20 protein-coding genes, 1 tRNA gene and 2 pseudogenes are annotated in these 25,622 nt (G+C 71.9%); 7 read left to right on the top strand and 16 right to left on the bottom strand.

Features of this window, described 5'->3' with window-relative positions; genetic code table 11:
• Positions 1-134: 134 nt before the first annotated feature.
• The 5 genes from AS594_RS22540 (at position 135) to AS594_RS22515 (ending at position 8,440) form a co-directional block, all read left to right on the top strand.
• On the top strand, positions 135-1,418 hold the full coding sequence (locus tag AS594_RS22540; RefSeq protein WP_069930704.1) for a coiled-coil domain-containing protein: 1,284 nt from the start codon (positions 135-137) through the stop codon (positions 1,416-1,418).
• Positions 1,415-4,321 (top strand): serine/threonine-protein kinase, encoded by a 2,907-nt coding sequence (locus tag AS594_RS22530; protein ID WP_079148734.1) that lies wholly within the window; start codon positions 1,415-1,417, stop codon positions 4,319-4,321. The genes AS594_RS22540 and AS594_RS22530 overlap by 4 nt, the downstream gene beginning before the upstream one ends.
• A 3-nt stretch (positions 4,322-4,324) precedes the next feature.
• On the top strand, positions 4,325-5,644 hold the full coding sequence (locus AS594_RS22525; protein WP_069928717.1) for a PP2C family protein-serine/threonine phosphatase: 1,320 nt from the start codon (positions 4,325-4,327) through the stop codon (positions 5,642-5,644).
• 144 nt (positions 5,645-5,788) lie between these two features.
• Positions 5,789-7,162, top strand: a complete 1,374-nt coding sequence (locus AS594_RS22520) for a vWA domain-containing protein (RefSeq protein WP_069935316.1) — start codon at positions 5,789-5,791, stop codon at positions 7,160-7,162.
• A gap of 66 nt (positions 7,163-7,228) precedes the next feature.
• Entirely contained in the window at positions 7,229-8,440 is a 1,212-nt protein-coding gene (locus AS594_RS22515; protein ID WP_069928715.1) for an FHA domain-containing protein, read from the top strand.
• 55 nt (positions 8,441-8,495) lie between these two features.
• On the opposite strand, the gene AS594_RS22510 is transcribed toward AS594_RS22515, so the two are convergent.
• Positions 8,496-9,464 (bottom strand): methyltransferase domain-containing protein, encoded by a 969-nt coding sequence (locus tag AS594_RS22510; RefSeq protein ID WP_069928714.1) that lies wholly within the window; start codon positions 9,462-9,464, stop codon positions 8,496-8,498.
• Between the two features lie 150 nt (positions 9,465-9,614).
• On the opposite strand from AS594_RS22510, the gene AS594_RS22505 reads away from it, so the two are divergent.
• Positions 9,615-10,019, top strand: a complete 405-nt coding sequence (locus AS594_RS22505) for a globin (RefSeq protein ID WP_069928713.1) — start codon at positions 9,615-9,617, stop codon at positions 10,017-10,019.
• 409 nt (positions 10,020-10,428) lie between these two features.
• On the opposite strand, the gene AS594_RS22500 is transcribed toward AS594_RS22505, so the two are convergent.
• The 7 genes and pseudogenes from AS594_RS22500 to AS594_RS22470 form a co-directional block, all read right to left on the bottom strand.
• Complete coding sequence (locus AS594_RS22500; protein WP_069928712.1) at positions 10,429-11,175, bottom strand: DUF8185 domain-containing protein; 747 nt, start codon at positions 11,173-11,175, stop codon at positions 10,429-10,431.
• Positions 11,172-11,651, bottom strand: a complete 480-nt coding sequence (locus tag AS594_RS22495; RefSeq protein ID WP_069932310.1) for an acyl-CoA thioesterase — start codon at positions 11,649-11,651, stop codon at positions 11,172-11,174. Before AS594_RS22495 ends, AS594_RS22500 begins: the two co-directional genes overlap by 4 nt.
• A gap of 2 nt (positions 11,652-11,653) precedes the next feature.
• On the bottom strand, positions 11,654-13,318 hold the full coding sequence (ettA, locus tag AS594_RS22490) for an energy-dependent translational throttle protein EttA (RefSeq protein ID WP_079144463.1): 1,665 nt from the start codon (positions 13,316-13,318) through the stop codon (positions 11,654-11,656).
• Between the two features lie 149 nt (positions 13,319-13,467).
• A complete protein-coding gene (locus AS594_RS22485) occupies positions 13,468-14,916 on the bottom strand; it encodes a Cys-Gln thioester bond-forming surface protein (RefSeq protein WP_069928710.1) in 1,449 nt (482 codons plus the stop codon).
• A 159-nt stretch (positions 14,917-15,075) separates the two neighbouring features.
• Positions 15,076-15,537, bottom strand: a pseudogene (locus AS594_RS41225) (single-stranded DNA-binding protein).
• A 113-nt stretch (positions 15,538-15,650) separates the two neighbouring features.
• A complete protein-coding gene (locus AS594_RS22475) occupies positions 15,651-17,522 on the bottom strand; it encodes a GTPase (protein WP_107393269.1) in 1,872 nt (623 codons plus the stop codon).
• A gap of 56 nt (positions 17,523-17,578) precedes the next feature.
• A pseudogene (locus tag AS594_RS22470) lies at positions 17,579-19,188 on the bottom strand (dynamin family protein).
• Between the two features lie 329 nt (positions 19,189-19,517).
• Between AS594_RS22470 and AS594_RS22465 the strand changes: the two are divergent.
• Positions 19,518-19,593, top strand: a tRNA-Arg gene (locus tag AS594_RS22465).
• A 178-nt stretch (positions 19,594-19,771) separates the two neighbouring features.
• Here the strand turns inward: AS594_RS22465 and AS594_RS22460 are convergent.
• The 8 genes from AS594_RS22460 to AS594_RS22430 form a co-directional block, all read right to left on the bottom strand.
• Entirely contained in the window at positions 19,772-21,160 is a 1,389-nt protein-coding gene (locus AS594_RS22460) for a tyrosine-type recombinase/integrase (protein WP_069935314.1), read from the bottom strand.
• The gene (locus AS594_RS22455) at positions 21,160-21,330 is read right to left on the bottom strand and encodes a helix-turn-helix transcriptional regulator (RefSeq protein WP_069935972.1); all 171 of its coding nucleotides are present in this window, start codon (positions 21,328-21,330) and stop codon (positions 21,160-21,162) included. The genes AS594_RS22460 and AS594_RS22455 overlap by 1 nt, the downstream gene beginning before the upstream one ends.
• Before the next feature lie 26 nt (positions 21,331-21,356).
• Complete coding sequence (locus AS594_RS22450; protein ID WP_206281720.1) at positions 21,357-23,210, bottom strand: ATP-binding protein; 1,854 nt, start codon at positions 23,208-23,210, stop codon at positions 21,357-21,359.
• Positions 23,207-24,043, bottom strand: a complete 837-nt coding sequence (locus tag AS594_RS22445) for a bifunctional DNA primase/polymerase (RefSeq protein WP_069935313.1) — start codon at positions 24,041-24,043, stop codon at positions 23,207-23,209. The genes AS594_RS22450 and AS594_RS22445 overlap by 4 nt, the downstream gene beginning before the upstream one ends.
• An 88-nt stretch (positions 24,044-24,131) precedes the next feature.
• The gene (locus AS594_RS22440; RefSeq protein WP_069935312.1) at positions 24,132-24,656 is read right to left on the bottom strand and encodes a hypothetical protein; all 525 of its coding nucleotides are present in this window, start codon (positions 24,654-24,656) and stop codon (positions 24,132-24,134) included.
• 19 nt (positions 24,657-24,675) lie between these two features.
• Entirely contained in the window at positions 24,676-24,807 is a 132-nt protein-coding gene (locus AS594_RS47285) for a hypothetical protein (RefSeq protein ID WP_276207413.1), read from the bottom strand.
• Positions 24,808-24,810: 3 nt separating this feature from the next.
• Positions 24,811-25,419, bottom strand: coding sequence for a hypothetical protein (locus AS594_RS22435; RefSeq protein ID WP_069935311.1), 609 nt, complete (start codon positions 25,417-25,419; stop codon positions 24,811-24,813).
• Between the two features lie 10 nt (positions 25,420-25,429).
• Complete coding sequence (locus AS594_RS22430; RefSeq protein WP_069935310.1) at positions 25,430-25,618, bottom strand: hypothetical protein; 189 nt, start codon at positions 25,616-25,618, stop codon at positions 25,430-25,432.
• Positions 25,619-25,622 lie beyond the last annotated feature (4 nt).

Raw genomic sequence — 25,622 nt, 5'->3', positions numbered from 1 at the left:
CCGGTTGGATCCTGGGCAGTGATTCCTGGGCAGAACGGCACGAGGCAGTACATCGGGGAAGCCGGAAGAGCGGGAACAGCGGAAGAGCGGAGAGGTGATCGATGAGCGTGGCGGCGGGTGCCACCGGGCCGGTGATGGACCGGGACGAGGTGGACCGCGCGCTGGCGCGGCTCGACGCGGAGTACGAGGCGATCGAGAGCTCGCTCCTCGCGCTCCAGGACCACGCGGGCCGCAGGCTGCTCGAAGGCGCCGAGCTGACCGGCACCACACTGGACCGCTGGAACGCCACCGAACCGGCGATCACCCTGCTGTGGTCGTACTTCGACACGTACACCGCCACCCTGCGCGCCGCCCGTGAACTGCGGTCCCGGCGCCGCTTCCCCAGCCGTCAGGACCTGACCGAGCTGACGGACATCCTGCGCGGCGAGAGCGTGACCGTGGCGGGCGGCCCGGCCGGGGGCACCACGCCGTCGATCACGGGCCCGGCCAAGCTCTCCGAGCGGCTCACGCTGGCGGAGCTGGTGTCCCGGATGAACGAGCTGTACGCACGGTCCCTCGACATGATCGTCACGGCCGACGCGGTGTGGTCGGCGCTGCCCGCCCGGATCGACCTCCTCGCGGCCGAGCTCCAGCGCACCCGGTCCCTGGCGCACTCGGTCGGCGTACGCCCCGGCGAGCACCCGTCGGGCGACGACCTGGAGTCGATCACCCGCGAGCTGGCGACACTGCGCGCCCAGGTGGTGACGGACCCGCTCGCCTTCTGGCGTCCCGGCCTGGGCAGTTCGGCGCCGGGCGGCGGCCGCCCCGACACCGAGCGCTACGACCGTGCGGCCCGCGCGCTGGAGGAGGTGCGGCGCGAGATCGACGCCGTGCTGACCGTACGCCAGGACGCAGAACAGCGTCTCGTCCGGCTGCGTGACGTGCTCTCGCGCGCGGACCGCACGCTCACCGAGGCGAGGTCGGCGCGCGGTGAGGTGCTGGCGAAGATCGCCGCGTCCGAGGTGCCGGCCGTCGGCGGCCCGCCCACCGCGCTCCAGGAGCAGCTGGTGCTCGCGGCCGACTACCGCAGACACGCCCAGTGGCACCGGCTCTCGCCGCTCCTGGAGTCCCTGGAGCGCGAGGCGGAGAACGAACTGCTGCGGGCGCGCGAGTCGTTGACCGCCGTCACCGCGCCGCTGGCGGTCCGGGCCGAGCTGCGCGGCCGGCTCGACGCGTACAAGGCGAAGGTCGCCCGGCACGGCATGGCGGAGGACCCGCTGCTGATCGAGCGGTACGACGCGGCCCGCCGCATGCTGTGGAGCGCGCCGTGCGACCTGCGGGTCGCCGAGCAGGCGGTGCTGCGGTACCAGCAGGCGGCCGCCGAAGTCCTGGTCCCGCGCCGGACCGAGCCCAGCGACCACACGGGGAATCCCTCATGAGCCAGTGTCAGCGCCCCGGATGCGAGGGCTCGTACGAGGACATGGGCGGCGGCGAGTTCTACTGCGACACGTGCGGGCTCGCGCCGGTCGTATCGGCGACGGGGTCGTCCCGGTCCGAGCGCGGTCGAGACCTCGGTGCGGGGATGCTGTCGTCGCCGCCGACCGGGATGGCGGCGGGCGGCGGCCGGAGCGCCGGGGGCGGCGACAGCTCGTCCGCGCGCAGCGGCTCGCGGGCCTCGGCGCGTTCCTCCTCCCGCTCGTCGCGGTCCTCGACGTCGCGCCGCTCGGTCTCCGGGCGCCTCTCCCGCTCCCTGTCGGGCACCTCCGCGTCCCGTTCGGTCTCGGTCCGCAGCTCGGGCGCGCCGTCCGGGTCCTCCGGGCGCAACCGGCTGGGCGCGGGGCTGGTGTCGGTCCCGGACGTGCCGCGCCCGGACCCGCAGTCCGCGGTGATGACGAACCCCGAGGTCCCGGAACGCAAGCGGTTCTGCTCGCGCTCCGACTGCGGTGCTCCGGTGGGGCGTTCGCGCGGGGACAGGAAGGGCCGTACGGAAGGCTTCTGCACGAAGTGCGGCCACCCGTACTCCTTCGTGCCGAAGCTGGCCGCCGGCGACATCGTGCGCGGCCAGTACGAGGTCATGGGCTGCCTGGCGCACGGCGGCCTCGGCTGGGTCTATCTGGCGGTCGACCGCGCGGTGTCCGACCGGTGGGTGGTGCTCAAGGGGCTGCTCGACACGGGTGACCAGGACGCGATGGCGGCGGCGATCTCGGAGCGGCGCTTCCTCGCCGAGATCGAGCACTCCAACATCGTCCGCATCTACAACTTCGTCGAGCACCTCGACCAGCGCACCGGCTCCCTGGACGGCTACATCGTCATGGAGTACGTCGGCGGCAAGTCGCTCAAGGAGATCGCCAACGAGCGACGCGACCCGGCGGGCAAGCGCGATCCGCTGCCCGTCGAGCAGGCGTGCGCGTACGGCATCGAGGCACTGGAGGCACTGGGCCACCTGCACAGCCGCAATCTGCTGTACTGCGACTTCAAGGTCGACAACGCCATCCAGCAGCAGGACCAGCTCAAGCTCATCGACATGGGCGCGGTCCGGCGGATGGACGACGACGAGAGCGCGATCTACGGCACGGTGGGCTACCAGGCGCCCGAGGTCGCGGAGGTCGGCCCGTCCGTCGCCTCCGACCTCTACACGGTGGCGCGCACGCTGGCCGTGCTGACCTTCGACTTCCAGGGCTATACGAACGTCTTCGTGGACAGCCTGCCCGACCCCGGCCACATCGAGGTCTTCCAGCGGTACGAGTCGTTCTACCGGCTGCTGGTCCGGGCGACCGACCCCGATCCGGCGCGGCGGTTCGCGTCGGCGGCGGAGATGGCGGAGCAGCTGACGGGCGTGCTGCGGGAGGTCGTGGCGCTCCAGACGGGGCGGCCGCGTCCGGCCCTCTCGACGCTGTTCGGACCGGAACTGCGGGTGCCGGACACGCAGTTGTTCGCGGAGCTGACGGGAGATGTCTCGCAGCTGGGCGGCCGGGTCGTCCCGGCGGGCCGGCGCGCGCGGCGCGCGGCGGCGGGCACCCCTGCCGTACCGGCGCCCAGTGGCGGCCCGGGCGCGGGGCCCGTTCCGCTCGGGCCACCCGCTCCCGGCGGGCGTGCGGGTCTGGCAGCCGTCCCGGCCCAGGGCTCGGCGAGCGGCGCGTTCCCCATGGTGGTGGCAGCCGCCCCGGCCTTCGGGGGCCCCGCGCCCCTGGGCGGCGGTCCGGGCGCGGCGGCCGTCCCCGGGCCTGGTGTGCCCGGCGCGTACGGGACCACGGGCGCCGGGGCCGTGGCGCAGGGCGGCGGCGCCGGGGACGGTGTGGCGTACCCCGCCACCCAGGCGGCCGTCCCGGCTCCGGTCACCGTGCCGGGAGCCGTCGCGCCTCCGGGGGCCGCTCCCGGGGTCGGGCCCGGCGGCGTACCCGCGCTGTCCCCGTACCTGGCGCCGCTGAAGGCCGGGGCGACCGCGCTCGCGCTGCCGGTGCCGCGCGTCGACCCGGACGACCCCAACGCCGGGTTCCTCGCCGGCCTGCTCGCGTCCGCGCCCGCGGAGCTCATCACCGCGCTCCGGTCCGCCCCGGGCGACTCCGTCGAGCGCCGGCTGCGCGAGCTGCGGGCCCGGCTGGAGATGGACGAACGGGCGACCGCCGCCGAGGCGTTGCACACCCTGGAGCTTGAGCACCCCGACGACTGGCGGGTCGTCTGGTACCGCGGGATCGCCTCCCTCGTGTCGGGCGACAACGAGCACGCCGCGCTGGCTTTCGACGCGGTCTACGACGCGTTCCCCGGCGAGGCCGCGCCCAAGCTCGCCCTGGCCGTGTGCGCCGAAGTCCTCGGTCAGCTCGACAACGCCGCCGAGTACTACCGCCTCGTCTGGGCCACCGACCCGAGTTACGTGAGCGCCGCCTTCGGGCTGGCCAGGGTGCAGCTCGCCGCCGGTGACCGGCCCGGGGCCGTACGGACGCTGGAGTCCGTGCCCGAGGCGTCGATCCACTACACGGCCGCCCGCGTCGCCGCCGTACGGGCGCGCCTTCGCCGGCGCGCACCCCAGGACGCGACCCTCGTCGACGACCTGACGGCGGCCGCCGCCCAGGTGGAGGCCCTGGAAGGCTTCGGACTCGACGCCGTCCGCCGGGAGCAGCTGTCCACCGAGGTGCTGGGCATGGCGCTGGACTGGGTACTCTCCGGTGGGCACGGGGCTCGCCCCGTGCGGACCGCGCTGCTCGGCAGCCAACTGGACGAGCGTGGCCTGCGCTTCGGTCTGGAGCGCTCGTACCGGGTACTTGCCCGGCTCGCCCAGCGCGGCGAGGAGAGGATCGACCTGGTGGAACGGGCCAACCGTTTCCGCCCCCGGACCTGGGTGTGAAAGATGTCGCAGATGCGCCAGCCGCCTGCTGAGCCGACCTGTCCCGGCTGCGTGGAGCCGGTGGAGTCCGGCGACTTGTTCTGCGGGGCCTGCGGGTACGACCTGGCAGCCGTCCCCCGGACGCCGGAGGACCACCCCACGGTGGCCATCACGGTGGCGCCACCGGCCGCCGGCGGCTCCGCCGGGCCCGGCCCCGAACTGCCGCTCGCGGCCGTACGGTACGACGATCCGCCTCCGGCGGCGCCCGGCATCGGCGACTTCGAGCTCGCGGCGCCGGTGCCGCCGCCCGCACCCGTACCCGCGCCCGCACCCGCGCCCGGCGCCCAGCCGGAGCCGCAGCCCGTCGACCCCCGCTGCGTCGCCCCGGAGCCGGCGCCCGCGCCGGGCACGGCCGCCAAGGTGTGCGTCGCGTGCCGGACCGGCCGGATCGACGCGGACGGTTACTGCGAGAACTGCGGCCACGCCCAGCCCCGCGAGCGCGACCACATGGAGCAGGAGCTGGACGCGGTCGCCGCCGTGAGCGACCGCGGGCTGCGCCACCACCGCAACGAGGACGCGTTCGCGGTCTCGGCGGCGGCCCTGCCCGACGGTTCGCCCGCCGTCGTCGCGATCGTCTGCGACGGCGTGTCGTCGGCGACCCGCCCCGACGAGGCGTCGGCCGCCGCCGCGACGGCCGCCAACGAGGCGCTCCTGGAGTCCCTGCCGCGCGGCACGCACCCGCAGCAGGCGATGCACGAGGCGATCGTCGCGGCGGCCGAGTCGGTCAACTCGCTGGCCGACGAGACCGGTCCCGCGGACCCCGACCCGAACCGCCACACGAACGCGCCCGCGTGCACCCTGGTCGGCGCGATCGTGGCGAGCGGTCTGCTGGTCGTCGGCTGGGTCGGCGACAGCCGCGTCTACTGGGTGCCCGACGACCGCACCGCGCCGCCGGCCCGCCTCACCGAGGACGATTCGTGGGCGGCCCAGATGGTGGCCGCGGGCCTGATGAACGAGGCGGAGGCGTACGCCGACGAGCGCGCCCACGCGATCACGGGCTGGCTCGGCGCCGACGCGTACGAACTGGAGCCGCACACCGCGTCGTTCAAGCCGGACCGGCCGGGCGTCGTGGTGGTGTGCACCGACGGCCTGTGGAACTACGCGGAAGCGGCGCACGAGATGGCGCGGGCCGCACCGGCCGATGCCGCCGTCCGGCCGCTGCACTGCGCCCAGGTGCTGGTGGGGCACGCGCTCGACGGCGGGGGCCACGACAACGTAACAGTGGCCGTGCTGCCGTTCGCCATGCCGGAGCAAAGGGCAGGATCGGCCTACGGCACGGCGTAAGGCCCGCATCCCGATCACGCCCTCACACCTTCACACCCGTCACTGACTCACCGACTTCACCGACTGCACCGACTGCACCGACTTCACCGCGTGTCGCCAGACGGGGTGGAGCCGGGACCGTCCGTCCCGAGGAGCCGATTGACCATGGCCAACTTCGCCAAGTCCCGTGTGCCGCAGTTCTCCGTCGACGTGTACCAGAACGAGTACCTGCCGGAGGGCGGCCGTGACGTCAACGCGATCGTCACCGTGACCTCCACCGGGGGCGGCACGAGCGGCGCGGCCGCGCTCCTGACGGGGGCCGGGGCCTCTCCGGCGCACATACCGGCGGGACAGCAGCCCGGCGTGCCGAACGCCGCGGTCGTGATCATGGTCGACTGCTCGGGCTCGATGGAGTACCCGCCGACGAAGATGCGCAACGCGCGCGAGGCCACGGCGGCCGCCGTCGACACCTTGCGCGACGGCGTCGACTTCGCGGTGGTCGGCGGTACGCACCAGGCCAAGGACATCTATCCGGGCAACGGGCGCCTCGCGACGGCGAGCGCGGTGACCAGGGCGCAGGCCAAGGAGGCCCTGTCCAAGCTGAACGCGGGCGGCGGCACGGCGATCAGCACCTGGCTGCGGCTGGCCGACCAGCTGCTCGCCGAGTCGGACGCCCCGATCCGGCACGGCATCCTGCTGACCGACGGACGCAACGAGCACGAGTCCCCCAGACACCTCCTGAACGCGCTCGAAGCGTGTGCGGGCCGCTTCACCTGTGACGCGCGGGGCGTCGGTACGGACTGGGACGTCAAGGAGGTCACCGGCATCGCCTCGGCGCTGCTCGGCACGGCCGACATCGTCGCCGACCCGCGTGGCCTGGCGGCGGACTTCACGCAGATGATGGAGAACGCGATGGGCAAGGAGGTCGCGGACGTGGCGCTGCGGCTGTGGACGCCCGTCGGTGTGGAGATCAAGTTCGTCAAGCAGGTGGCGCCGGTGGTCGAGGACCTGACCGGGCGCCGTACCGAGGCGGGACCGCGCGCCGGGGACTACCCGACGGGCTCCTGGGGCGACGAGTCCCGCGACTACCACGTGTGCGTACGGGTGCCGGAGGCCGGTATCGGCCAGGAGATGCTGGCGGCCCGGGTCTCCCTCGTCCTCCCCGACCCTTCGGGCGGTACGCCGCAGACGCTCTCCCAGGGGCTCGTACGGGCAGTCTGGACGGACGACATGGTGGCGTCCACGTCCATCAACCCGCAGGTGGCGCACTACACAGGTCAGGCGGAACTGGCACAGGTCATCCAACAAGGTCTTAATGCCCGCAAGTCGGGTGATTTCGATGGAGCCACGGCGAAACTGGGGCGCGCGGTCCAGCTGGCGGCGGCTTCGGGGAACGCGGACACGGCGAAACTGCTTTCGAAGGTGGTGGATGTCGTCGACGCGACGACGGGTACTGTGCGACTCAAGGCGAAGGTCGCGGAGGCGGACGAGATGACCCTCGAAACGCGCTCGACCAAGACAGTTCGCGTCAAGAAGTAACCAAAAAGCTGCGAGAAGTACCGATTTGCGGCCTTCGGGCCGGACGAGAGAGGGGGAAGCGCCGACATGCCGACCTGCCCGAACGGACACCAGTCGGGATCCGACGACTGGTGCGAGGTCTGCGGCCATCGCATGGCCGGCGCCGTGCCGCCGCCTCCCCCGCCGCCGCCCGCCCCCGGCTACGGCTACCCGCAGGGCCCCGGCCCGGGTGCCCCCCAGGGCCCGGGAGCCGCCCCCGGCTCGGGCTACGGTTTCCCGCCGCCCGGCCCGGACGCCACCGCCCAGGCGGAGATCTGCCCGCAGTGCCGCACCCCGCGCGAGGCCATGGCCCCGTTCTGCGAGGAGTGCCGCTGGAACTACCTGACGAACACGGCGACCTCCTACACGCCGGTCGCCCCGCAGAACTCCCGCCCCGGTCCCGGTGGCCCCGGCCCCGGCGCCGGCCTCAACCTGCCGCCCGGCTTCCAGGCGCAGCAGCAAGGACCGCCTGCCCCTCCCGGGCAGGCGGGGCAGGCCCGGGATCCGTACGAGTACCAGCCCTCGCGCCCGTCGCAGATGAACCGGCCGGCCGAGCCGCTGGCGCCGGAGCAGTCCGGCGGGCAGGCGCCGCCGCAAGCCTTCCAGCAGCAGCCGCCGTTCCAGCAGCAGCCGGGTCCGCCGCCGTCGTTCCAGCAGCAGGCACCGCCCGCACCGCCGGCGCCCCCGCGGCGGGACCGCGGCGGTGACGACGACTGGATGCTCCCCCCGCCGTCGCAGCAGCAGCCACCGCAGCAGCACCAGCAGCAGCCGCCCCATCAGCAGTCACAGCCGCCGCAGGGGCAGCCCCAACAGCAGCAGCCCCCGCAGCAGCACTACCAGGCCCCCGCTCCGGCTGCCGGATGGACCGCGACCGTGGGTCCCGACCGCGAGTACTTCATGGCGATGATGCAGCGCAGCGGCCCCGACGCCGCTGGCCTCAACCTGCCCGCGTACTCGCCCGAGCAGCAGCGCCCGCTCACCGGCAACCAGGTCACCATCGGCCGCCGCCGCCACAGCACGGGCGAGGCACCGGACATCGACCTGTCCGTACCGCCGGAGGACCCGGGCGTGTCGCACCAGCACGCGGTCCTGGTCCAGCAGCCCGACGGCTCGTGGGCCGTCGTCGACCAGAACTCGACGAACGGCACGACCGTGAACGGCGCGGAGGACCCGATCCAGCCCTACGTCCCGGTACCGCTCCAGGACGGCGACCGCGTCCACGTGGGCGCCTGGACGACGATCACGGTCCGCCGGGGCTGAGCCGGCCTCCTCCGGGCGGTCGCGCCGGGCGGCTCCTCGCCGGGCGAGGAGCCCGCTAGGCAGCTGCCCGCAGCGGCCACGCGTACGGCCCCTGCGGATCGTCCAGCCACGCCCACTCCCCCTCTTCGGAGATCGTGACACCGAACCGCTCCCTGGGCGGCCGTTTCTCCCGGTGCCACAGCGTGAGCGCCTCGTGCGGGTCCAGGCTGCCCGCCGTCAGGGCGAGGAGGAACCGGAACAGGTCGTTCTCCAGCGCCCGGCGCGGCAGCCCGCCCAGTTGCCTGGGCGCCGGCTCCGCCGTCCCGCCGCGCAGGGGGACGAAGTACGCCGGAGTGTGCAGGAAATGCCCCTCCGCGTGCGACGTGTCCCGTACGTCGAGCGCGATCAGTCCCGTCGCCAGCGGCGCCAGGATCCGCGCCCCCGGCCGGCACTGCGCGAGCCAGGCGCGCGGCACCGACGGCAGGGCGCAGGTCGCGACGATCCGGTCGAAGGGCGCCCGCGCCGGGCAGCCGAGCGCCCCGTCGCCGGTGACGACCGCCGGGCGGTATCCGGCCGCCTCCAGGTGCCTGCGCGCCGACTCGGTGATCTCCGGATCGAGGTCGACCGTGGTCACCCGCTCGTCGCCGAGACGGTGGCAGAGAAGCGCCGCGTTGTAGCCGGTGCCCGCTCCGATCTCCAGCACGGCGTTCCCGTCCCGTACGTCCAGCTCCTCCAGCATCCCGGCCATCAGCGACGGCTGGCTGCTGGAGGAGACCAGCTCGCCCCCGCTCATGCGGGTCGCCAGTGGCGTGTCCGAGTAGACCCCCCGCAGCCACCGCTCACGCCGCTGCGGATCGGGGTCCTCGCCCCACAGCCGCTGGTAGCCCCGCGGGCCGGCCGCGAAGTAGTACGGCACGAACAGGTGCCGCGGGACCTCCGTGAAGGCCGCGCGCCAGGCGGGGTCGCCGAGGGCTCCGGCCGCCGCCAGCTCCCGTACCAGCGCCGCACGGGCCCCGGCGTACATCTCCACGTGAGGTGTGCCCATACGCCCACTCTCGCGCGGCGCGCGCCGCGAGGCGAGTACCCGGGGGCCGCGGGCGGGGCACCCGGGGGCGCACGGGGGCGGTGGGAGGGCCGTGGGTGGGCGGGTCCTAGTCCTTAGGTCGTCGGCCGGTGCGTCTGAGACGATGGACGCGTGAAAGAGATTCCGCGCGGCACGCTTCAGGAGCAGACCTTCTACGAGCAGGTCGGCGGCGAGGAGACCTTTCGGCGCCTGGTGCACCGCTTCTACCAGGGAGTCGCGGAGGACCCGCTGCTGAAGCCCATGTATCCGGAGGAGGACCTGGGCCCCGCCGAGGAGCGGCTCGCCCTCTTCCTGATGCAGTACTGGGGCGGCCCTCGTACGTACAGCGACAATCGCGGCCACCCGCGCCTGCGCATGCGGCACGCCCCGTTCACCGTCGACAAGGCCGCCCACGACGCCTGGCTCAAGCACATGCGCGTCGCCGTCGACGAACTCGGGCTCTCCGCGGAGCACGAGCAGCAGCTGTGGAGCTACCTGACGTACGCCGCCGCTTCGATGCTGAACACCGAGGGCTGAACCCGGGCGCTGAACACGGGGGCTGAACACGGGCGCTGAACGCCGAGGCGGAACGCACACACCGGACGCGGGGGCCGAACGCCACCGCCTCTCCGTCCGTCGCCGGGCGGCTCGGCCCGGGTACGACGCGATTCTCTTCGGTGGCCGGGCAGTTCGAGGTGCGGGTCACGGCCCTGCGCCCCACCACACCGGCGCTGCCCGGCGAAGGCTTCCTGCTCGTCAACGCCGCCGGCGGGCGCGGCGCCCACCAACCGGGGCCTCTTCCGGCCCAGCTGTTCCAGCCGGGCGGCCCAATGCGGCGAAGGCGGGCCATCGCAGCCCGCCCGGCTCTTGAGACGGAATCGCGCGGCGACGCGCCGGGATCACGCGTCTGTCCCGGCACCGGCGTCCGCGCCTGCACCGTCCGCACCTACACCGGGGCCACCGAAAGCACCCCGAGCCCGGCGCGGCGTACCGCGATCGAACCGTACGGCGTACGCAGGCGGAGCCAGCCGCCTGCGGCGAACAGCGCCACCGCGCCCGGGTCCGTGCCCGGTCGCCCGGCCCTCAGGAAGCCCAGCGACTGGGCCGCGTGCACCGCCCGCAGCGGCAGCTCCGTCTCGCCCAGTGTCCGGGACCAGATCTCGCGCCCGATGCGGTCACGGGCGACCCGCGTCCGCTCCTCCGGCGCCAGCGCCTCGTCCCGCGCCCGGAACTCCGCGACGGCGGCCGCGACGACGCCGCGCATCGCGTCCGGATGCGGCAGGCCCGGAACCTGCCGCCAGCCGCCACGCGGCGGCAGCACCCCGGCCCACGGCGGTCCCGTAACCGCGTCGGGCACCACGACCACCCCGGTGGCCTCCTCGATGCCTTCGAGGAGCTCCCCGGCGGAAACGGTCACGTCCAGCTCACCGGCGCCATCACGATCACCGGTCCCCGCAACCGCCCCGCCACCGACCACGGCGGCTCCCGCCCCGGCCGCCACGGCGAGCCGGGACGTCCGCACGGCCAGCACCTCGAACGACGGCGGGCGTCCGAAAACGGCCACCGCTCCGGCACCGGCCTGGAGCCGTACCGCCGCGGCCCGGTCGTAATGGATCAGCCGCGCGAGGAAGGCGGCGAGATCCGCCGCCTCCCCCGCATCGGCCAGCAGCAACCGCCGCCTGAGCGCCGTCATGCCGCGACAGCCCCCCGCGAAGCCCGCCCGCCGGCACGCGCGGAACGGTCGCCGCCGTCGTCCAGGTACTCCTGGAGGAACGCCTTCTCCTCCGCCGAGATCCGCCGCGGCCGCGCCGCTTCGAGGTCGTACGGCACGACGACCGTCGAGGCGCGCACGTACACGCGCTCGGAGCCGTCGGTGTCCGTGTCCTTGACCTCGTACGCGATCGTCAGCGACGCCGCGCCGATCTTCGTGACCCAGGACTCGATGGTCACCGGCTCGTGCCGGTGGACCAGCGGCAGCTTGTAGTCGATCTCGTGCCGGGCCACCACGGACCCGCCCGCGAACGACGGAGAGCCGTCCCCCGGCGCCAGCCGGAACATGAAGTCGATCCGCGCTTCCTCCAGGTACCGGAGGAAGACGACGTTGTTGACGTGCCCGAAGGCATCCATGTCCGACCAGCGCAGAGGGCAGCGGTAAATGTGACGCGACAAGATCAGCCTCGCGTCAGCTTCTTGTACGTGGCGCGGTGCGGCCGCGTCGCGTCCGCGCCGAGCCGCTCGACCTTGTTCTTCTCGTACGACTCGAAGTTGCCCTCGAACCAGTACCACTTCGACTCACCCTCGTACGCGAGGATGTGCGTCGCGACCCGGTCCAGGAACCAGCGGTCGTGGGAGATGACCACGGCCGCGCCCGGGAACTCGAGCAGCGCGTTCTCCAGCGACGACAGGGTCTCGACGTCCAGGTCGTTCGTCGGCTCGTCGAGGAGCAGCAGGTTGCCGCCCTCCTTGAGCGTCAGGGCCAGGTTGAGGCGGTTGCGCTCACCACCGGACAGGACACCGGCCGGCTTCTGCTGGTCCGGGCCCTTGAAGCCGAAGGCCGAGACGTACGCCCGCGAGGGCATTTCGACCTGGCCCACGTTGATGTAGTCCAGCTCGTCCGACACGACGGCCCAGAGGGACTTCTTCGGGTCGATGTTGGAGCGGTTCTGGTCGACGTACGAGATCTTGACGGTCTCGCCGACCCGGATCGCGCCGGAGTCCGGCTTCTCCAGACCCTGGATCATCTTGAACAGGGTCGTCTTGCCGGCACCGTTCGGGCCGATGACGCCCACGATGCCGTTGCGCGGCAGCGTGAAGGACAGGTCGTCGATCAGGACCTTGTCGCCGAATGCCTTCGACAGCTTGTCGACCTCGACGACGACCGATCCGAGACGCGGGCCCGGCGGAATCTGGATCTCCTCGAAGTCCAGCTTCCGCATCTTGTCCGCCTCGGCGGCCATCTCCTCGTACCGGGCGAGACGCGCCTTCGACTTGGTCTGGCGGCCCTTGGCGTTGGAGCGGACCCACTCGAGCTCTTCCTTGAGCCGCTTGGCGCGCTTCTCGTCCTTGCGGCCCTCGACCTTGAGGCGGGCGGCCTTCTTGTCGAGGTACGTCGAGTAGTTGCCCTCGTAGGGGATCGCGCGGCCGCGGTCGAGCTCCAGGATCCACTCGGCAACGTTGTTCAGGAAGTACCGGTCGTGGGTGACGGCGACAACGGCGCCCGCGTACTTCGAGAGGTGCTGCTCCAGCCAGTTCACCGACTCGGCGTCGAGGTGGTTGGTGGGCTCGTCGAGGAGCAGCAGGTCGGGCGCCTCGATCAGCAGCTTGCAGAGCGCGACACGGCGCTTCTCTCCACCGGAGAGGTTCGTGACGGGCCAGTCGCCGGGCGGGCAGCCCAGCGCGTCCATGGCCTGCTCCAGCTGGGCGTCGAGGTCCCAGGCGTTGGCGTGGTCGAGGTCCTCCTGGAGCTTGCCCATCTCTTCGAGCAGCGCGTCGGAGTAGTCGGTCGCCATGAGCTCGGCGACCTCGTTGAAGCGGGTGAGCTTGCCCATGATCTCGGCAGCGCCGTCCTGGACGTTCTCCAGAACGGTCTTGGACTCGTCGAGCTTCGGCTCCTGCATGAGGATGCCGACGCTGAAGCCGGGCGACAGGAACGCGTCACCGTTGGACGGCTGCTCCAGTCCGGCCATGATCTTCAGCACCGTGGACTTACCGGCACCGTTGGGACCCACCACACCGATCTTCGCTCCCGGCAGGAAGCTCAGCGTGACGTCGTCAAGGATCACCTTGTCGCCGTGCGCCTTGCGCGTCTTGCGCATCGTGTAGATGTACTCAGCCAAGAGAAACCGTCCGGCAATCGATGTGTGGGCAGATACACCCCATCTTGCCTGACGTCCACCCCGCGACGGAAACGGGTATGGCAACGGCCCCGGTGCGCCAGGGCGAAACGGGGCCGTGTGACGGTTCGGTCACCGGGGGTCGTGCGGTGTCACTCGTCGTCGGAGGCGGGCTGCTTCTTGCGGACGAAGAAGACGGCGGCGACGCCGAGGACGATGAAGACGACCGCGATACCGAGGATCATCGGCGTGGCGTTGGAGCTGCCGGTCTCGGCGAGGTCCAGCCCGTCGGCGGTGGTGAGGGCGTCACCACCCAGGGCGGGGCTGGGCTGGTTCCGGGGCTGGTCCATGGTGCCGGTGCCGGTGCCCGCGCTCGCGGCGGGCGCGCCGGAGGTCTTGCAGGCGAGGATGCCCTTGAAGTTCTTCTCCAGGCCGCCGGGTCCCTCGATCGTGAAGTCGTACGCCTGGTCCTCCTGGACGGGGACGGTCACGGTCCGCGACGCGCCGGGCGCCACGGTGTGCCTGGTGTCCAGGAGCGCGAAGCTGAACGGCTCGTCGCCGTTGTTGGTGGCGGTGATGTCCACGCCGCCCTTCGCGCAGTTCTTCTCGGCGGACAGCGCCGGGACGGCGCCCTTCTTCGCCCAGGTGGCGGTGGCGCCGGCGGAGACGGTGGATTCGCTGGAACCGGCGAGGATCTGCGTCTGGCTCTGCGTGACCCCGGCGAAGGCCCGGCCGACCGGCACCGACGTGGTGGCCTGGACGGTCAGTGAGGAAGTGCCGTCGGCCGCGTCGGCGGGGACGTCGAAGTACAGCCGGCTGCCGTCGGCGGCCGTGGTGAGGGGCTTGCCGTCCTTGCCGACGACCTTGACTCCGCTGGCGACGGCGTCCGCGGGCGGGACCACGGTGACGCGGCCCGCGTTGGTGCGTACGGTCACCGGGCCGAGCTTCTCGCCCGCCCTGCCGGAGACCGCGCCCGGCTCCAGGGTCAGGGAGGCCCTGGGCTCGGCTGCTCCGCGGGCCTTCTTCTCCAGGAAGTCGGCGAGCTTCTCCGCCTTCGGGTCGAGCGCGTCGACCTCGGCGTGGTCGGAGTACCGCCAGATCGCGACCTGGGTGCCCGCCGCGGCCGTCTGCTCGGTGAGCGAGTCGACCCCGGCCTGCTTGGCGAGCGCGCTCAGGTCGTCGACCTGCGGGTACGAGTGCTCCAGAATCCAGCGGATCTTGCCGGCGTCACGGTTGGTACCGAGCGATGTCTGGTCCCAGGACGTCTCCAGGTACCTGGCCTGCTCCTGCGTCGGCCGGTGGGCGTCGACGCTGTACGTCTTGAGGGTGCCGCCGCCGTCGACGGTCATCTCGAACAGGCCGGCGGGGATCTGCTGGTCGCCGTCCGCCGTGCGCAGGACGGCCGTGTCGAAGGTCTTCAGCCCGTCGAGCGTGGCGGCCGCACCGCCCTGGTGCTGCGGCGCCTCCTGCGCGGCGGCGGGCCCCGACGCGGCCAGGGCCCCCGCCGCGAGGAGACCCGAAGCCACCGCCGCCACGGCGAGACGGGCGGAGCCCCGCCCGCGTACGGCGAACGCGGAGAAAGCAGAGAAAGCAGAAAACACAGAATTCCCCTTCGGGCGAGGCCCTTTCGCGTGGTGCGACCGTGGGGGGAGTGCCTCGCCGGCAGACTCAAGTGCCCCGTGAGTATGCGGAAATCCTAGAGAGGGCGGCAACGACAGTTCCCTGTCATACCGTCAGATAGCCATTCCGAATCGGAATCGTTATCCCCCATCACCTCTCCGGGCCGACTGTGTCGACAAATCACCGTAAGAATCAGCCGAGTTGCGTCCTTCCGTCACCGGCCGCCGGGCGAGTGCCGGGTCCCCCTTCACGACCCGTCTGAAGGCCGACGTCCCGAGTGTCATGTCGTGTCCGACGGACAGGGCCTCGATGTCCGCCGAGAATCTGCGCTGCCCGTTCTTCTCCTCGTCGCGGACCCTCAGCCGGCCGTGTACGAGCAGTGGCTCTCCGATGGACACCGAGCCCGCCAGATTCGCCGCCAGCGACCGCCGCGCCCACACCGTGTAGAAGCTGGAGTGCCCGTCCGCCCAGGTCTCGTTCTGCCGGTCCTAGTACCGCGCCGTCACCGCGAGCCGGAAACGCGCCACACCGCCCGTCACCGAATCCCGGTAGTCCACGGCTGTCGCCGCGTTTCCCGCCAGCGTCACCCAGGTGTCGCTCATCCCGATTCCCCCTCCAGCTCCGGTCCCGCCCGGCCGCCCTCGTCCGGTCGGAGCGAGCGGCTGACCGGTCCCATGCTGGACCGGCGGCGGCGGGGCCCGCCGGAGCCTGTGGACTACCGGCCGGTTGTGGACAAGCCCGTCACCGCCACGTACTGCTCCCGCACCTCCCAGTACCGCATCAGCTCCGCCGACACCGGGTCCAGCACCCGCGCCCGGCCGCACGCGGCGGCCGCCTCCCGAAGCCGCCGCTCGGCGTCCTGCCCGTACCGCCGCGCCGGACCCCTGGCCGCCACCGAGCACGCCCACTCCACCAGCGGGCCGCCGACGATGCCGGCGAGCATCACCAGTACGGGCGGCAGCAGCCTCGGCTCCAGAACGCCCACGATCTGGCCCACCAGCCACAGCCCGCCGAAGAGCTGGAGCAACGTCATCGAAGCCTGGGTCAGCACCGCCGCGGGCCACCACGCGGGCTTCGGCGGCCTGCCCCGTGGCACCCCCGCCCGTACCGCCAGTACGTCCAGTTCCTCCGGCAACCCGGCCGCGCCGCGCACCGCCGACTCCCGTACCGCCTGTGCCCAGGGGGCGGGCAGTCCGGCGGCGGCCTCGTCGGCGACCGTACGCACGGCCTGCTCCACGCGCTGCCGGGCGGTGATCTCCTCCTCCTGGCCCTCGGCCGGGGGCCGGCCGGAGATCGGGTCGATACCGGACCCCAGGGCGCGGTGGGCCTCGTACCAGCGCCACAGCCGCAGCCAGGGCGTCCCGCACGACTGGCCGGCGTTCCTGCGCCACTCGCGCTCCGCCGCCTCGCCGACGGCGGCCGCTCCCACCGCCGCGGCGAGCCGGTCGGTGAAGTCGGCCCGGGCCCGCTCGCCGAGCTCCGGCGGCCGCCTGCCGTCGGCGACGTAGACGGGGCGCAGCCGGGCCGCGGCGCCGTCCACGTCGGCGGACAGCCGCCGCGCGGCGGCGCCGCGCTCCTGCACGAACTGGCCGAGCATCTCGCGCAATTCCCCGACGCCCTCCCCCGTGAGCGCCGACAGGGCGAGGACCGTGGCGCCCGGTTCGCCGTGTTCGCCGAGCGCCATCCCGTCGTCGTCGAGCAGCCTGCGCAGGTCGTCGAGGACCAGGTCTGCGGCGTCGCCGGGCAGCCGGTCCACCTGGTTGAGCACCACGAAGGTGACCTCCGCGTGCCCGGCGAGCGGCCTCAGGTAGCGCTCGTGCAGCACGGCGTCGGCGTACTTCTCCGGGTCGACGACCCAGATCACGGCGTCCACGAGGGTGAGCACCCGGTCCACCTGGTCCCGGTGGGCGGTGGCGGCCGAGTCGTGGTCGGGCAGGTCGACGAGTACGAGCCCGTTCAGCGCCTCGTCGCGGAAACCCGGCGGCGCCGGCCTGCGGCGCAGCCGTCCGGGGATGCCGAGCCGGTCCAGCAGTCCCGCGGCGCCGTCCGTCCAGCTGCACGCGATGGGCGAGGACGTGGTCGGCCGGCGCAGCCCCGTGTCGGAGATCTGGACGCCGGCGAGGGCGTTGAAGAGCGTGGATTTGCCGCTGCCGGTGGCGCCGGCGACGGCGACGACGGTGTGCCGGGCGGAGAGCCGCCGACGGGCGGCAGCTTCGTCGAGTACGCGGCCGGCCTCGGCGAGGGTGGCCGCGTCGAGACGGGTACGGGAGAGGCCGACCAGTTCGCGCAGGGCGTCCAGGCGGCCGCGGAGCCGGCCGCCGTAGGCCCCGCCGGACAGCAGGCCGTCGTACTCGTCGTCGGCCTCCCGCGACCCGTCGGACGGCGCCACCACGGGCGGCGCCGCCTGCCCGGACTGCTCGCTCCGGGCCGCGGCGCGCGCGGCGCCCCGGCGGGCGATCAGCCCGTCGTCCCACCGTCCGGGGGCGGCTCCCTCCACACCGGTGACGCCGCCGTCCCCTCCCACGCCGTCCAAGCCCTGTGCACGGTCCTCGCCGGCCGCGCCGTCCATGTCGGCGGCGCCGTCCATACCCGCCACGCCGTCCATACCGTCCATGCCGTCCGTCACAGCAGTCACGTTCGCGATCACTTCTCCTTTTGCAGCACGGAGAGCGCGGCGATCAGCGCGGCCTGCGGCTCCGGGGTCACTTCGAGGGCGTCGATCGGCGCGAGCCGGCGGTCCCTTTCGGCATTGAGTACGCGTTGGATGTACGTCGTGAGGAGCTCCCCGCCCTTGTCGCGCAGCCGGGTCGCGGCGACGGCGCCGATCCGCTCGGCGAGCCGTTCCCCGGCGGTGCGGGCGCGGCGGCCGCCCAGCAGGGCGGCGGCGAGCAGGGCGGCGACGGTCTCCGCGTCGGGCGCGGGCGGCCGCTCCAGGTCCCGTACCTCTTCCTCCGCGAGCTCTTCGAGCACCCGGCGCCAGCGCCGTGCGGCGATCCCGATCCGCTCGCCCGCCTCGCGGTCGGGGGTGCGGAAGGCCACGGCGCCCGCGGCGGGCTCCCGCCGCCATGCCTCGTGGACGGCTTCGTCGGCGGCGGCGACGGCGCACTGCAGCAGCGCGGTGAGGCTCGCGACGAGCGAGTCCAGAAGCTCACCCGCCGAACTGTCCAGCGGATATCCGCGCCAGCGCGTGAGGGCGTCGCCGGACATGACCGCGCCGCGCTGGAGCCTGCGGCGTACCCGCGTTCCCTCTTTCTCGTACGCCTCCTCCACGTCCCCGGACAGGCGTACGGAGGCGGCGTACTGCGCGGCGACGGCCCCGGCGAGTTCGGGCATCCGGGCGTTGAGCGACTCGATGACGCCGGTCGCGGTGCGGCCGACGGCCTGCTGGCGGGCCGCCGGGTCGTGCACACGGTGGGCCAGCCAGGCGCGCAGCGGCTCGACGGCGGTGGAGGGCAGCAGTCCGGTTCCGCCGCCCGCGGACTCCGGCAACTCGGGGATGGTGAACCGGGGTACGTCGCCGAGTCCGGCCTTGGTGAGCAGCGCGGCGTACTGCCGCGACACCTCGCCGATGACCTGGTGGGGCACCCGGTCGAGAACGGTCACGAGGGTGGCGTCGTACTCCTTCGCGGTACGGAGCAGGTGCCACGGGACGGCGTCGGCGTACCGGGAAGCGGTCGTCACCATCACCCACACGTCTGCGGCGCAGATGAGCTCGGCGGCGAGCACCCGGTTCCCGGCGACCAGTGAGTCGATGTCGGGGGCGTCGAGGAGGGCGAGGCCGCGCGGCAGGGTGCCCACGGTCTCGACCCGCAGTGTGTCGCCGCCGTCGGCGTCCTTGTCCGCGCCCGGCGGCCCTCCCACCGCCTCCTCCTCACCCTCCTGCCGGGGCAGCCATACGCGGGTGAGCTGCGGAAGAACCCGCAGGTTGGCGAACCAGTGGTGATCGTCCGGGTGGCAGACGAGCACAGGGGTGCGCGTCGTGGGGCGCAGGACGCCGGCCTCGCTCACCCGCCTGCCCACGAGTGAATTGACGAGGGTGGACTTCCCGGCTCCGGTGGACCCGCCGATGACGGCGAGCAGCGGCGCTTCGGGCTGTTTCAGCCGTGGCAGCAGATAGTCGTCGAGCTGCGCCAGCAACTCGATCCGTGTCTGCCGCGCGCGGGGGCCCCTGGTAGGGGGAGCGGGAGGCGCACGGCGGCGACACGGTCGCGCAGGGCGGAAAGTGCGTCGATCAGCTGAGGCCGTGCGTCCAAGGTCACCACATGCGAAGAATGCCCAATTTTGGAGCCTTTTAGAAGCCTAAAGGCTTCTAAGCGCGCTTATGCGCGCCGATTGGCGGTGAGGAACGGACGGTACGAGCGGGGCACAGGCATAACGAGTGCACAACACCCGGGACGGGAGACGTCAAAAGCGGTGCGAGATTCGCACTCGCCTGCGATTATCAGGTTCGCTTCACTGAACCTCCACATCGTGCCACGCAGGTGAAGCAACCGGCCCCAGGCGATCGGAGCCCTATCCTTGTCCCCGGCAAGGTCCAGGTCCCTTTCAGCCAGGGGCTCAAGGCCACCGAGGCCATGATCCGGCCCCCGTAGCTCAGTGGATAGAGCAGGCGCCTTCTAAGCGCTTGGCCGCAGGTTCGAGTCCTGCCGGGGGCACCACCGCCCAGCCCTCCCCCGTGGAGGGCTTTTTTGCTGGTCAGCGGTCGATCCCAGCACGCACGCAAGAGCCGGGCCGCCCGCCGACAACGTCGGGGAGGGTCCGGCGGTATCCGGCTGTCACCGGGTTTCTACGGGTGGCCACGGAGAATGCGCGGTGACGTTCTCCGTGGCCACCGGATCAGCCTTCCCCGTGCCGCTCCTCAAGGTCCGGCGTGGCCTCGATACGCTTCTGGTGATCCTTGAGCTGCCCAGAGATGCAGCGGGCGTACGTGGCGAGCAGCACAGGCACGCTGTTGCCCGCCCACTCTGCGACCTGCGCCGGCGGGACCCCGTTGTTGAGCCACGTGGTCAGGCAGGTGTGCCGCAGGTCGTAGACCCGCCTACCGAGCGGCGATGCGCACTCGTCGGCAGTGAGGACCTTCTTACGAGCCGTGCCCCACGCCCGGCGGAAGACTGAGCCCGCCAGCAGGCCGCCCTTCTCCCCCGGGAACAGAAGGTCGCCGGGCTTCAGCTTCTCGGTCTTGATGTGCTCACGCAGGATCCGAGTCAAGGCAGGACGGCAGGGCACATTGCGGGTGTCACCTGCGGCCCGCCCTTTGAGTCCACGCTCCTCATGAACCTCCCCTGTGTCGGTCCACTGCTTTCCCACCTCCGGTTGGGCCGTATGGAACAACAGCTCACTCCACTGGTCTTCGTCCTCTTCGTCCGGCAGCACCGCGTCGCGTACGTACATCGCCACAGCCTCCTCCGGGCGCGGGCCGGCGTAATAAATCGTGGCGAGGAATGCGTGCAGGCGCCGCCCGCCGCGGGTGCGGCGGCGCACCCACCCGAGCAAGGCCGCGGCTTGCGTGGGGTTGATCAGGCTGCGCTTGTCCACCGCAGAAGAGGTCTTCGGGGCCGTCCCTCTCCCCTTTGGCAAGGGATTCGACCTCAGGACCTTGTGCTTCACCGCGTACTCCATCGCGACGTTCATGATCCGGCGGTGGCGCTTGATGCACGACGCTGCTGCGGGCTTGCCATCCAGCTTGGTGGCCAGGGCGTTCAGGACCTCTTCGACCTTCTCCGGATCCTCCCACGCAGCCATCGTCAGAGTGTTGCGCTCAACCCATCGAAGAATCGCAGCCACGTCCGGGGGTGCGTCGTTGCGTCGCTTCGTGTTGAAGGCCCATTCACGCAGAGCCGTGCGTACGTCGATGGGCTTGAACCCAGTCGGCTCCGTACGCAGCAGCGCGATGGTCGCCGTCATGAACGCCTTGGCTACGTTCTTTCGGTTGTTCCCAGACGTGTGTAACCACTTGGCGTCGACGAACTGAATCGCGAATTCGTACCAGTTCGTCGCGCTAGCCCCGGACGTGTGTGAGACCGGCCGCCCCGTGGCGAGGCTGAAGGCCTCACCCCGGCGGGTGGCGCTGACCAGCTCCGAGCGGAAGGCGTCCGCTAGCGCCCGGGTGGCAAAGGGCGCCCGCTTCTCCTGCCCGTCGAGCGTCCACCGGACCGTGTACGTGGTTCCTCTGGCGCCCTTGTACGTCGCGGTCTTCCAGACCTTGACGTTGTACGTGCTGTCCATCAGTCCCTGTCCTCCCGGTCATCAAGCCAGTTGTTCAAGTCGCCACGGCGGATGCGGAGGTCACCGTTCGGGAGCTTGATGCAGCGTGGTGCGCGCCCCTTCTGACGCCAGTCGTAGAAGGTCGATCGGGAGATCTGGAGCTCTTGGCAGAGCTCGGTCAGCGTGAGCATCGCCCGTGTCCCGATGGTGGAAGTCGTCACTGGACAGACCTCTCAATCGGGTCGCAGCAGGGGTGAGTTGTTTCACCCGCTGTGACGAGTGCCGGGTCGATGGGCGTGTGGCAGCCGTCGCAAAGGACGGTGGATGTAGAGATGTGCTGCAACGCAGCGCCCGGAGCGCCCGCAGCACCCGACAGGTCGAGCTCGCCCTGTTCAAGCGGGGCGGGGGATGCGGGCGCTGTCGCGTTCACAGCACCCGGTTCAGCACCGGCAGCACCCGAGGGCGGGCGCTCGCGGGTGCTGGTGGGCGCTGTCCGGGTGCTGTGCGCTTCCGCAGCACCCCGGCGTTTGTGCTGGTCAGTGGTAGCCCCGGGCGCTGTGGGCGCTCCGGGTGCTGGAATGCAGCTTGTCTCCACTGAGGTCAGCCGGTAGAGACGCGAGCGGTTGCCGGTGGGCTCACGCTGCGTGTCGTCGACGTCAATGCCGATGGCCCGCAGGGCGGGGGCAAGGCGCTTGAGTTGGCCACCCGCGCGGGTGGCGTCCTTGGGCCACTTCTTCGGCAGCTTCTCGGGTATGACGACCTTGCCGAGGATGTCGGCGGCTGTCATGCAGACCCCGGCAGGGCCGGCGGCCCGTACGAGGTCGACAACGGCGCGGGCGAAAGGCTCGCCTTCGAGGACGTCGGCGACCGCGTCGGCGGCGGTCGCCCGATAGCTGCCCTGGGTGTCCCACCCCGTGACATGGTCGACGGCCGCGAGTACACGGGCGAAGTCGGCCATGCGCGGCCGGGCGGTGAGCTGGACGTCGGGCAGTGCCCGCAGGACCCGTGACAGAAGGTCGAACAGCGAGGCCAGGATGCTGGGGTGAGCGTCGCGATAGGCGCGATCCAGCTCGGCTTCCTCACGCCGGTTCCGGTCGGGGATGGTGTGCAGCTCAATGGTCAGGAGACGTTCGGCGAGGTCGCCCGCGAGGGCCCCGGCGTCGATAGTGGTCATGGCCAGCACCCGCCGGAATTCGAGGACGACGACGTCGTCGTCGGTGTAGAGGGCGCGGTCGACAATGCCGTCACCCGTGACCGCGCGGCACAGTGCGTCGGAGAACCAGTCCGGGATGTACGAGACGTTGTCGATGCACAGCGCCCACGAGTTGAAGGCCTGCGTCGCCCACGACTTCACATCCCGGGGCGCGGTGCGCTTCGGCGCGCCGGACGGGTCGACAATCCCGATGACCATCGCCGCACCCTTCGACTTTCCGGTGCCCTGTTCCCCTCGGAAGGTGAGGATCGGGTGCGGCAGGTCCGGGATGAACGACGCCACCAGCCATGCAACAAGCAGGTGAAAGCCTTCCTCGCTGGTGTTCATCAGGTCACGGAGCTTGGCCAGGCCGTCACCCTCGCGGACTGGCATAGGCAGGATCTTCATCGCCCCAGAGCGGCGGAAGAGAACCGGGGAGCGGGGGCTCCTCTCCCAGCCGTCCGGGCTGATGAGGACGCAGCGACCGTCAGCGCTGGCGAGGTCGACGACGATGTGCTCCCCGTGGCGGGCGGTCCGCAGCTGCGGCGTGCAGGGGTCGGCGACGGCCGCGATGCCTTCTAGGACGGTCATCGCGTCCGCGAGTGCGGACTGTGAGGGCACATTGCCGCCGGTTGCCTCCGTGTAGAGGCGGGCGAGCTGGGAGCGGAGGCCGGCCTTTCCACGCAATGGCAGGGCGATGTTCGGGCCACCCTGAGTCACGGCGTAGGGGCGACCGTCGTCGGACATGAAGACGTCGAACCGTTCCCGGGCGAGGGCAACAAGCTGGGAGGCCTGCGAGGGCCCCTTGCCCCGCTCGGATGCCTCAGAGTCGACGCCGTTCTTGGACAGGAGTTCCTTGGCTTTGGTCTCGCTGTTCATCGCCCGCCCCGGATCTTGCGCTCTGCGGATGCCACGGTGGCGCGGGCTTCACGCTCGGACAGCCCCACGCTGACGGCCGCGTCGACGAGGGCGGCGGCAATTCCGGCGGCCGCCTCGCTGCCGCGCTCGTAGGCGCGCAGGGTGGCCCAGTACAGACGGTTGTTTCGCTCGCCCTCAGGCGCGTCCAGCACGGTTTTCACGAGACCGACGGCGCGGCGGCCGGGCGCTTGTGCGGGAAGCCGGACCGGCGCTGGTGTGGGCTTGGGCGCGAGGACGTCGGCGAGCCAGCCGGGCAGGGCGGCCGGGAGAGTGTCGTGGACGGTCTGGTACGGGTGGCCGTCGACCGTGCTGCCTGCGGCTACGACATATCCGCCGACCGCGCGGGTGTCGACCTTCCAACCGATCTTGCCGCCGGTGTTCCGCAGTTCGAATCCGGCAGGAGCGGCGAAGTACAGGTGCGTCCCACCGCTGCGGGTCCGCACGGTGAACGTGTTTCCCGGATAAGGCTGTTCGTGGCGTTCGCAGAACGCGGCGAACACGTCAGTGCCGTCGGCAATGCCGGGCAGAGCCCAGTCCGCCGGCGGCAGGTCACTCGGCCCCTTGGGGGTGTCGAGGTCGACGACAACCAGGCCAGAAGGGCCGGTGGCCAGGCCAACATTGAACGAGCCGGACCGCCAGCATCGGGTGATGCGCTCGGCTTCGATGGTGGCGCGGTCCTGCCAGGCCCGCACGGCCGGGCGCTTACTGCCCGGCGTGAGGGGGAAGACGTGCCAGCCACGGGCGGCAGCGTCAAGCGCTGCCCTGAGCTGTCCGTCGGGGGTGCGGTGAGGCATTCTGAAGCTCTCCTGATTCAGTGATTGGGACGGGAGAACCGTGGGCGGGTGCCGTTCCTTGGCCGGAGACACCCGCCCACGGGCGTCGCTACTGGTTCCGCTGCCAGATGGCGTATTCCTGGCGGACGTATCCGCGCGGGTCGCGGATGCTGTCCGGGTGATCCGGCGTGTACGGGCCGCCCGTTCCGCTGGAGGCGAGGCCCGCGCCGCTGTCGACGTCCAGCAGGCGCCGGGCCGCCTCGGTTGCAACTTCCGCCGCGTCGGACGGGTCGTTGAGCCCACGGCCATCGGCTTCACTCAGCGCGATGCGGTCCAGGACGGCGGCCTTGCGGAGCCAGAACTCCCTGACGTCCTGCGGTCCGATCGGCCACAGCGCCTCGCGGGCGCGCTCTGCGGTCCATCCGATTTCGCTGATGATGCTGGGGGCCGTCGCGTACGCGGCCTCGGGTGTCGGCCACGCCTGCGGGCGGTGTTCGGCGGTGATGTACAGGCGGGTCTTGGTGCCGTCGAACGTCTTGCTCTGCCGTACGGCCCCGGTGGTGAACACCATGGACAGGGCTTCGGTGACGGCGGGGATGTCGGAGTCGGTGCAGATGACGCGGATCTCGAACATGGCTCTCCTTGGCGGGTTGCTACTCGCAGGTGCAGTCGGGGTTTTCGCTGGAGCCGTCGGCGCCGCAGTCGCAGCAGTGGGCGTACGGGTAGGGCTCGCTGTCGTCGCTGGGGGCGCAAAGTTCGCAGTCGATGAAGTCGTCCTCGTCCATGGCTCAGTTCTCCTTGGTGATCTCGCTGGTGGGGAGTTCGGGCAGTCCGGCGCGGGTGAGCACGGTGGGGTCGAAGCCGGGCAGGGCAGCCCGGGTGGTGAGGGCCTGGGCGAGGGCTTCGGCGTAGGCGGCGCCCTCGCGGGCGACCTGGATCTGTGCCCCGGCGCGCAGGGCTTCGACGCGCTCGATGTGGCCGTGTTCCTCGCGCCGTTCGGTGGTGTGCCGGTGGTGGGCGACGCTCTCGCGGTGGTCGGTGCGCCAGTAGCGGGCCGCGATGCCGTACGCGACCGTGGTGGCCAGCGCCCACAGCAACAGCGGCAGCGAGATGCCGTCGGCGTATCCGGCAACCCCGGCCAGAGCCAGCCCGCCGGACGCGGCGAACGCGGTACCGGCAATGACGGAATCCCCGGCCCGTCCGGCAGAGGCGAAGGCGCCGGCCGCCGCAGCCCCGGCGGCGAGCACGACCATCAAGGCTGCGTTGCCGACGCTGTGTTCAGCGCCGTTGGCGTTCCAGATCCTGCCCAGGATCAGAACGGTGGTTGTGGCTACGGCGGGGGCCGCTTTGGGGGCGGTGAAGGTGAGCCAGTGGCGGGCGACGATGGGTTCGTTCATGGCCAGCCTCCTAGAGGTTGCCGAGGGCGTCGACGACGGCGGTTGTCAGGTCGTTCATCGGCTTGGAGGCTCCGGTGGAGGCGAGGTAGAAGCCGAACATCATGGCGATGAAGGCGGACCCGTAGCCGAGGGACTTGGAGCGCAGGAGGAAGAACAGGACGAGTCCGAACAGGGCGACGAGGGAGACGGTGATGGCCATGGGT

Origin of the sequence: Streptomyces agglomeratus (assembly GCF_001746415.1) — a bacterium.
Lineage (GTDB): Bacteria > Actinomycetota > Actinomycetes > Streptomycetales > Streptomycetaceae > Streptomyces > Streptomyces agglomeratus.
Note: the sequence above shows the minus strand (reverse complement) of the source record. Positions and strands in the feature narration are given on the sequence as shown.

Coding starts and splice junctions, on each gene's coding strand:
- AS594_RS22500 (WP_069928712.1), bottom strand. CDS start 11,175: ATGACGGCGCTCAGGCGGCGGTTGCTGCTGGCCGATGCGGGGGAGGCG.
- AS594_RS22455 (WP_069935972.1), bottom strand. CDS start 21,330: ATGCTCACGCTGACCGAGCTCTGCCAAGAGCTCCAGATCTCCCGATCG.
- AS594_RS22430 (WP_069935310.1), bottom strand. CDS start 25,618: ATGGCCATCACCGTCTCCCTCGTCGCCCTGTTCGGACTCGTCCTGTTC.
- AS594_RS22460 (WP_069935314.1), bottom strand. CDS start 21,160: ATGGACAGCACGTACAACGTCAAGGTCTGGAAGACCGCGACGTACAAG.
- AS594_RS22450 (WP_206281720.1), bottom strand. CDS start 23,210: ATGAACAGCGAGACCAAAGCCAAGGAACTCCTGTCCAAGAACGGCGTC.
- AS594_RS22510 (WP_069928714.1), bottom strand. CDS start 9,464: ATGGGCACACCTCACGTGGAGATGTACGCCGGGGCCCGTGCGGCGCTG.
- AS594_RS22530 (WP_079148734.1), top strand. CDS start 1,415: ATGAGCCAGTGTCAGCGCCCCGGATGCGAGGGCTCGTACGAGGACATG.
- AS594_RS22435 (WP_069935311.1), bottom strand. CDS start 25,419: ATGAACGAACCCATCGTCGCCCGCCACTGGCTCACCTTCACCGCCCCC.
- AS594_RS22440 (WP_069935312.1), bottom strand. CDS start 24,656: ATGTTCGAGATCCGCGTCATCTGCACCGACTCCGACATCCCCGCCGTC.
- AS594_RS22515 (WP_069928715.1), top strand. CDS start 7,229: ATGCCGACCTGCCCGAACGGACACCAGTCGGGATCCGACGACTGGTGC.
- AS594_RS22445 (WP_069935313.1), bottom strand. CDS start 24,043: ATGCCTCACCGCACCCCCGACGGACAGCTCAGGGCAGCGCTTGACGCT.
- AS594_RS47285 (WP_276207413.1), bottom strand. CDS start 24,807: ATGGACGAGGACGACTTCATCGACTGCGAACTTTGCGCCCCCAGCGAC.
- AS594_RS22525 (WP_069928717.1), top strand. CDS start 4,325: ATGTCGCAGATGCGCCAGCCGCCTGCTGAGCCGACCTGTCCCGGCTGC.
- AS594_RS22475 (WP_107393269.1), bottom strand. CDS start 17,522: ATGGACGGCGCCGCCGACATGGACGGCGCGGCCGGCGAGGACCGTGCA.
- AS594_RS22520 (WP_069935316.1), top strand. CDS start 5,789: ATGGCCAACTTCGCCAAGTCCCGTGTGCCGCAGTTCTCCGTCGACGTG.
- AS594_RS22540 (WP_069930704.1), top strand. CDS start 135: ATGGACCGGGACGAGGTGGACCGCGCGCTGGCGCGGCTCGACGCGGAG.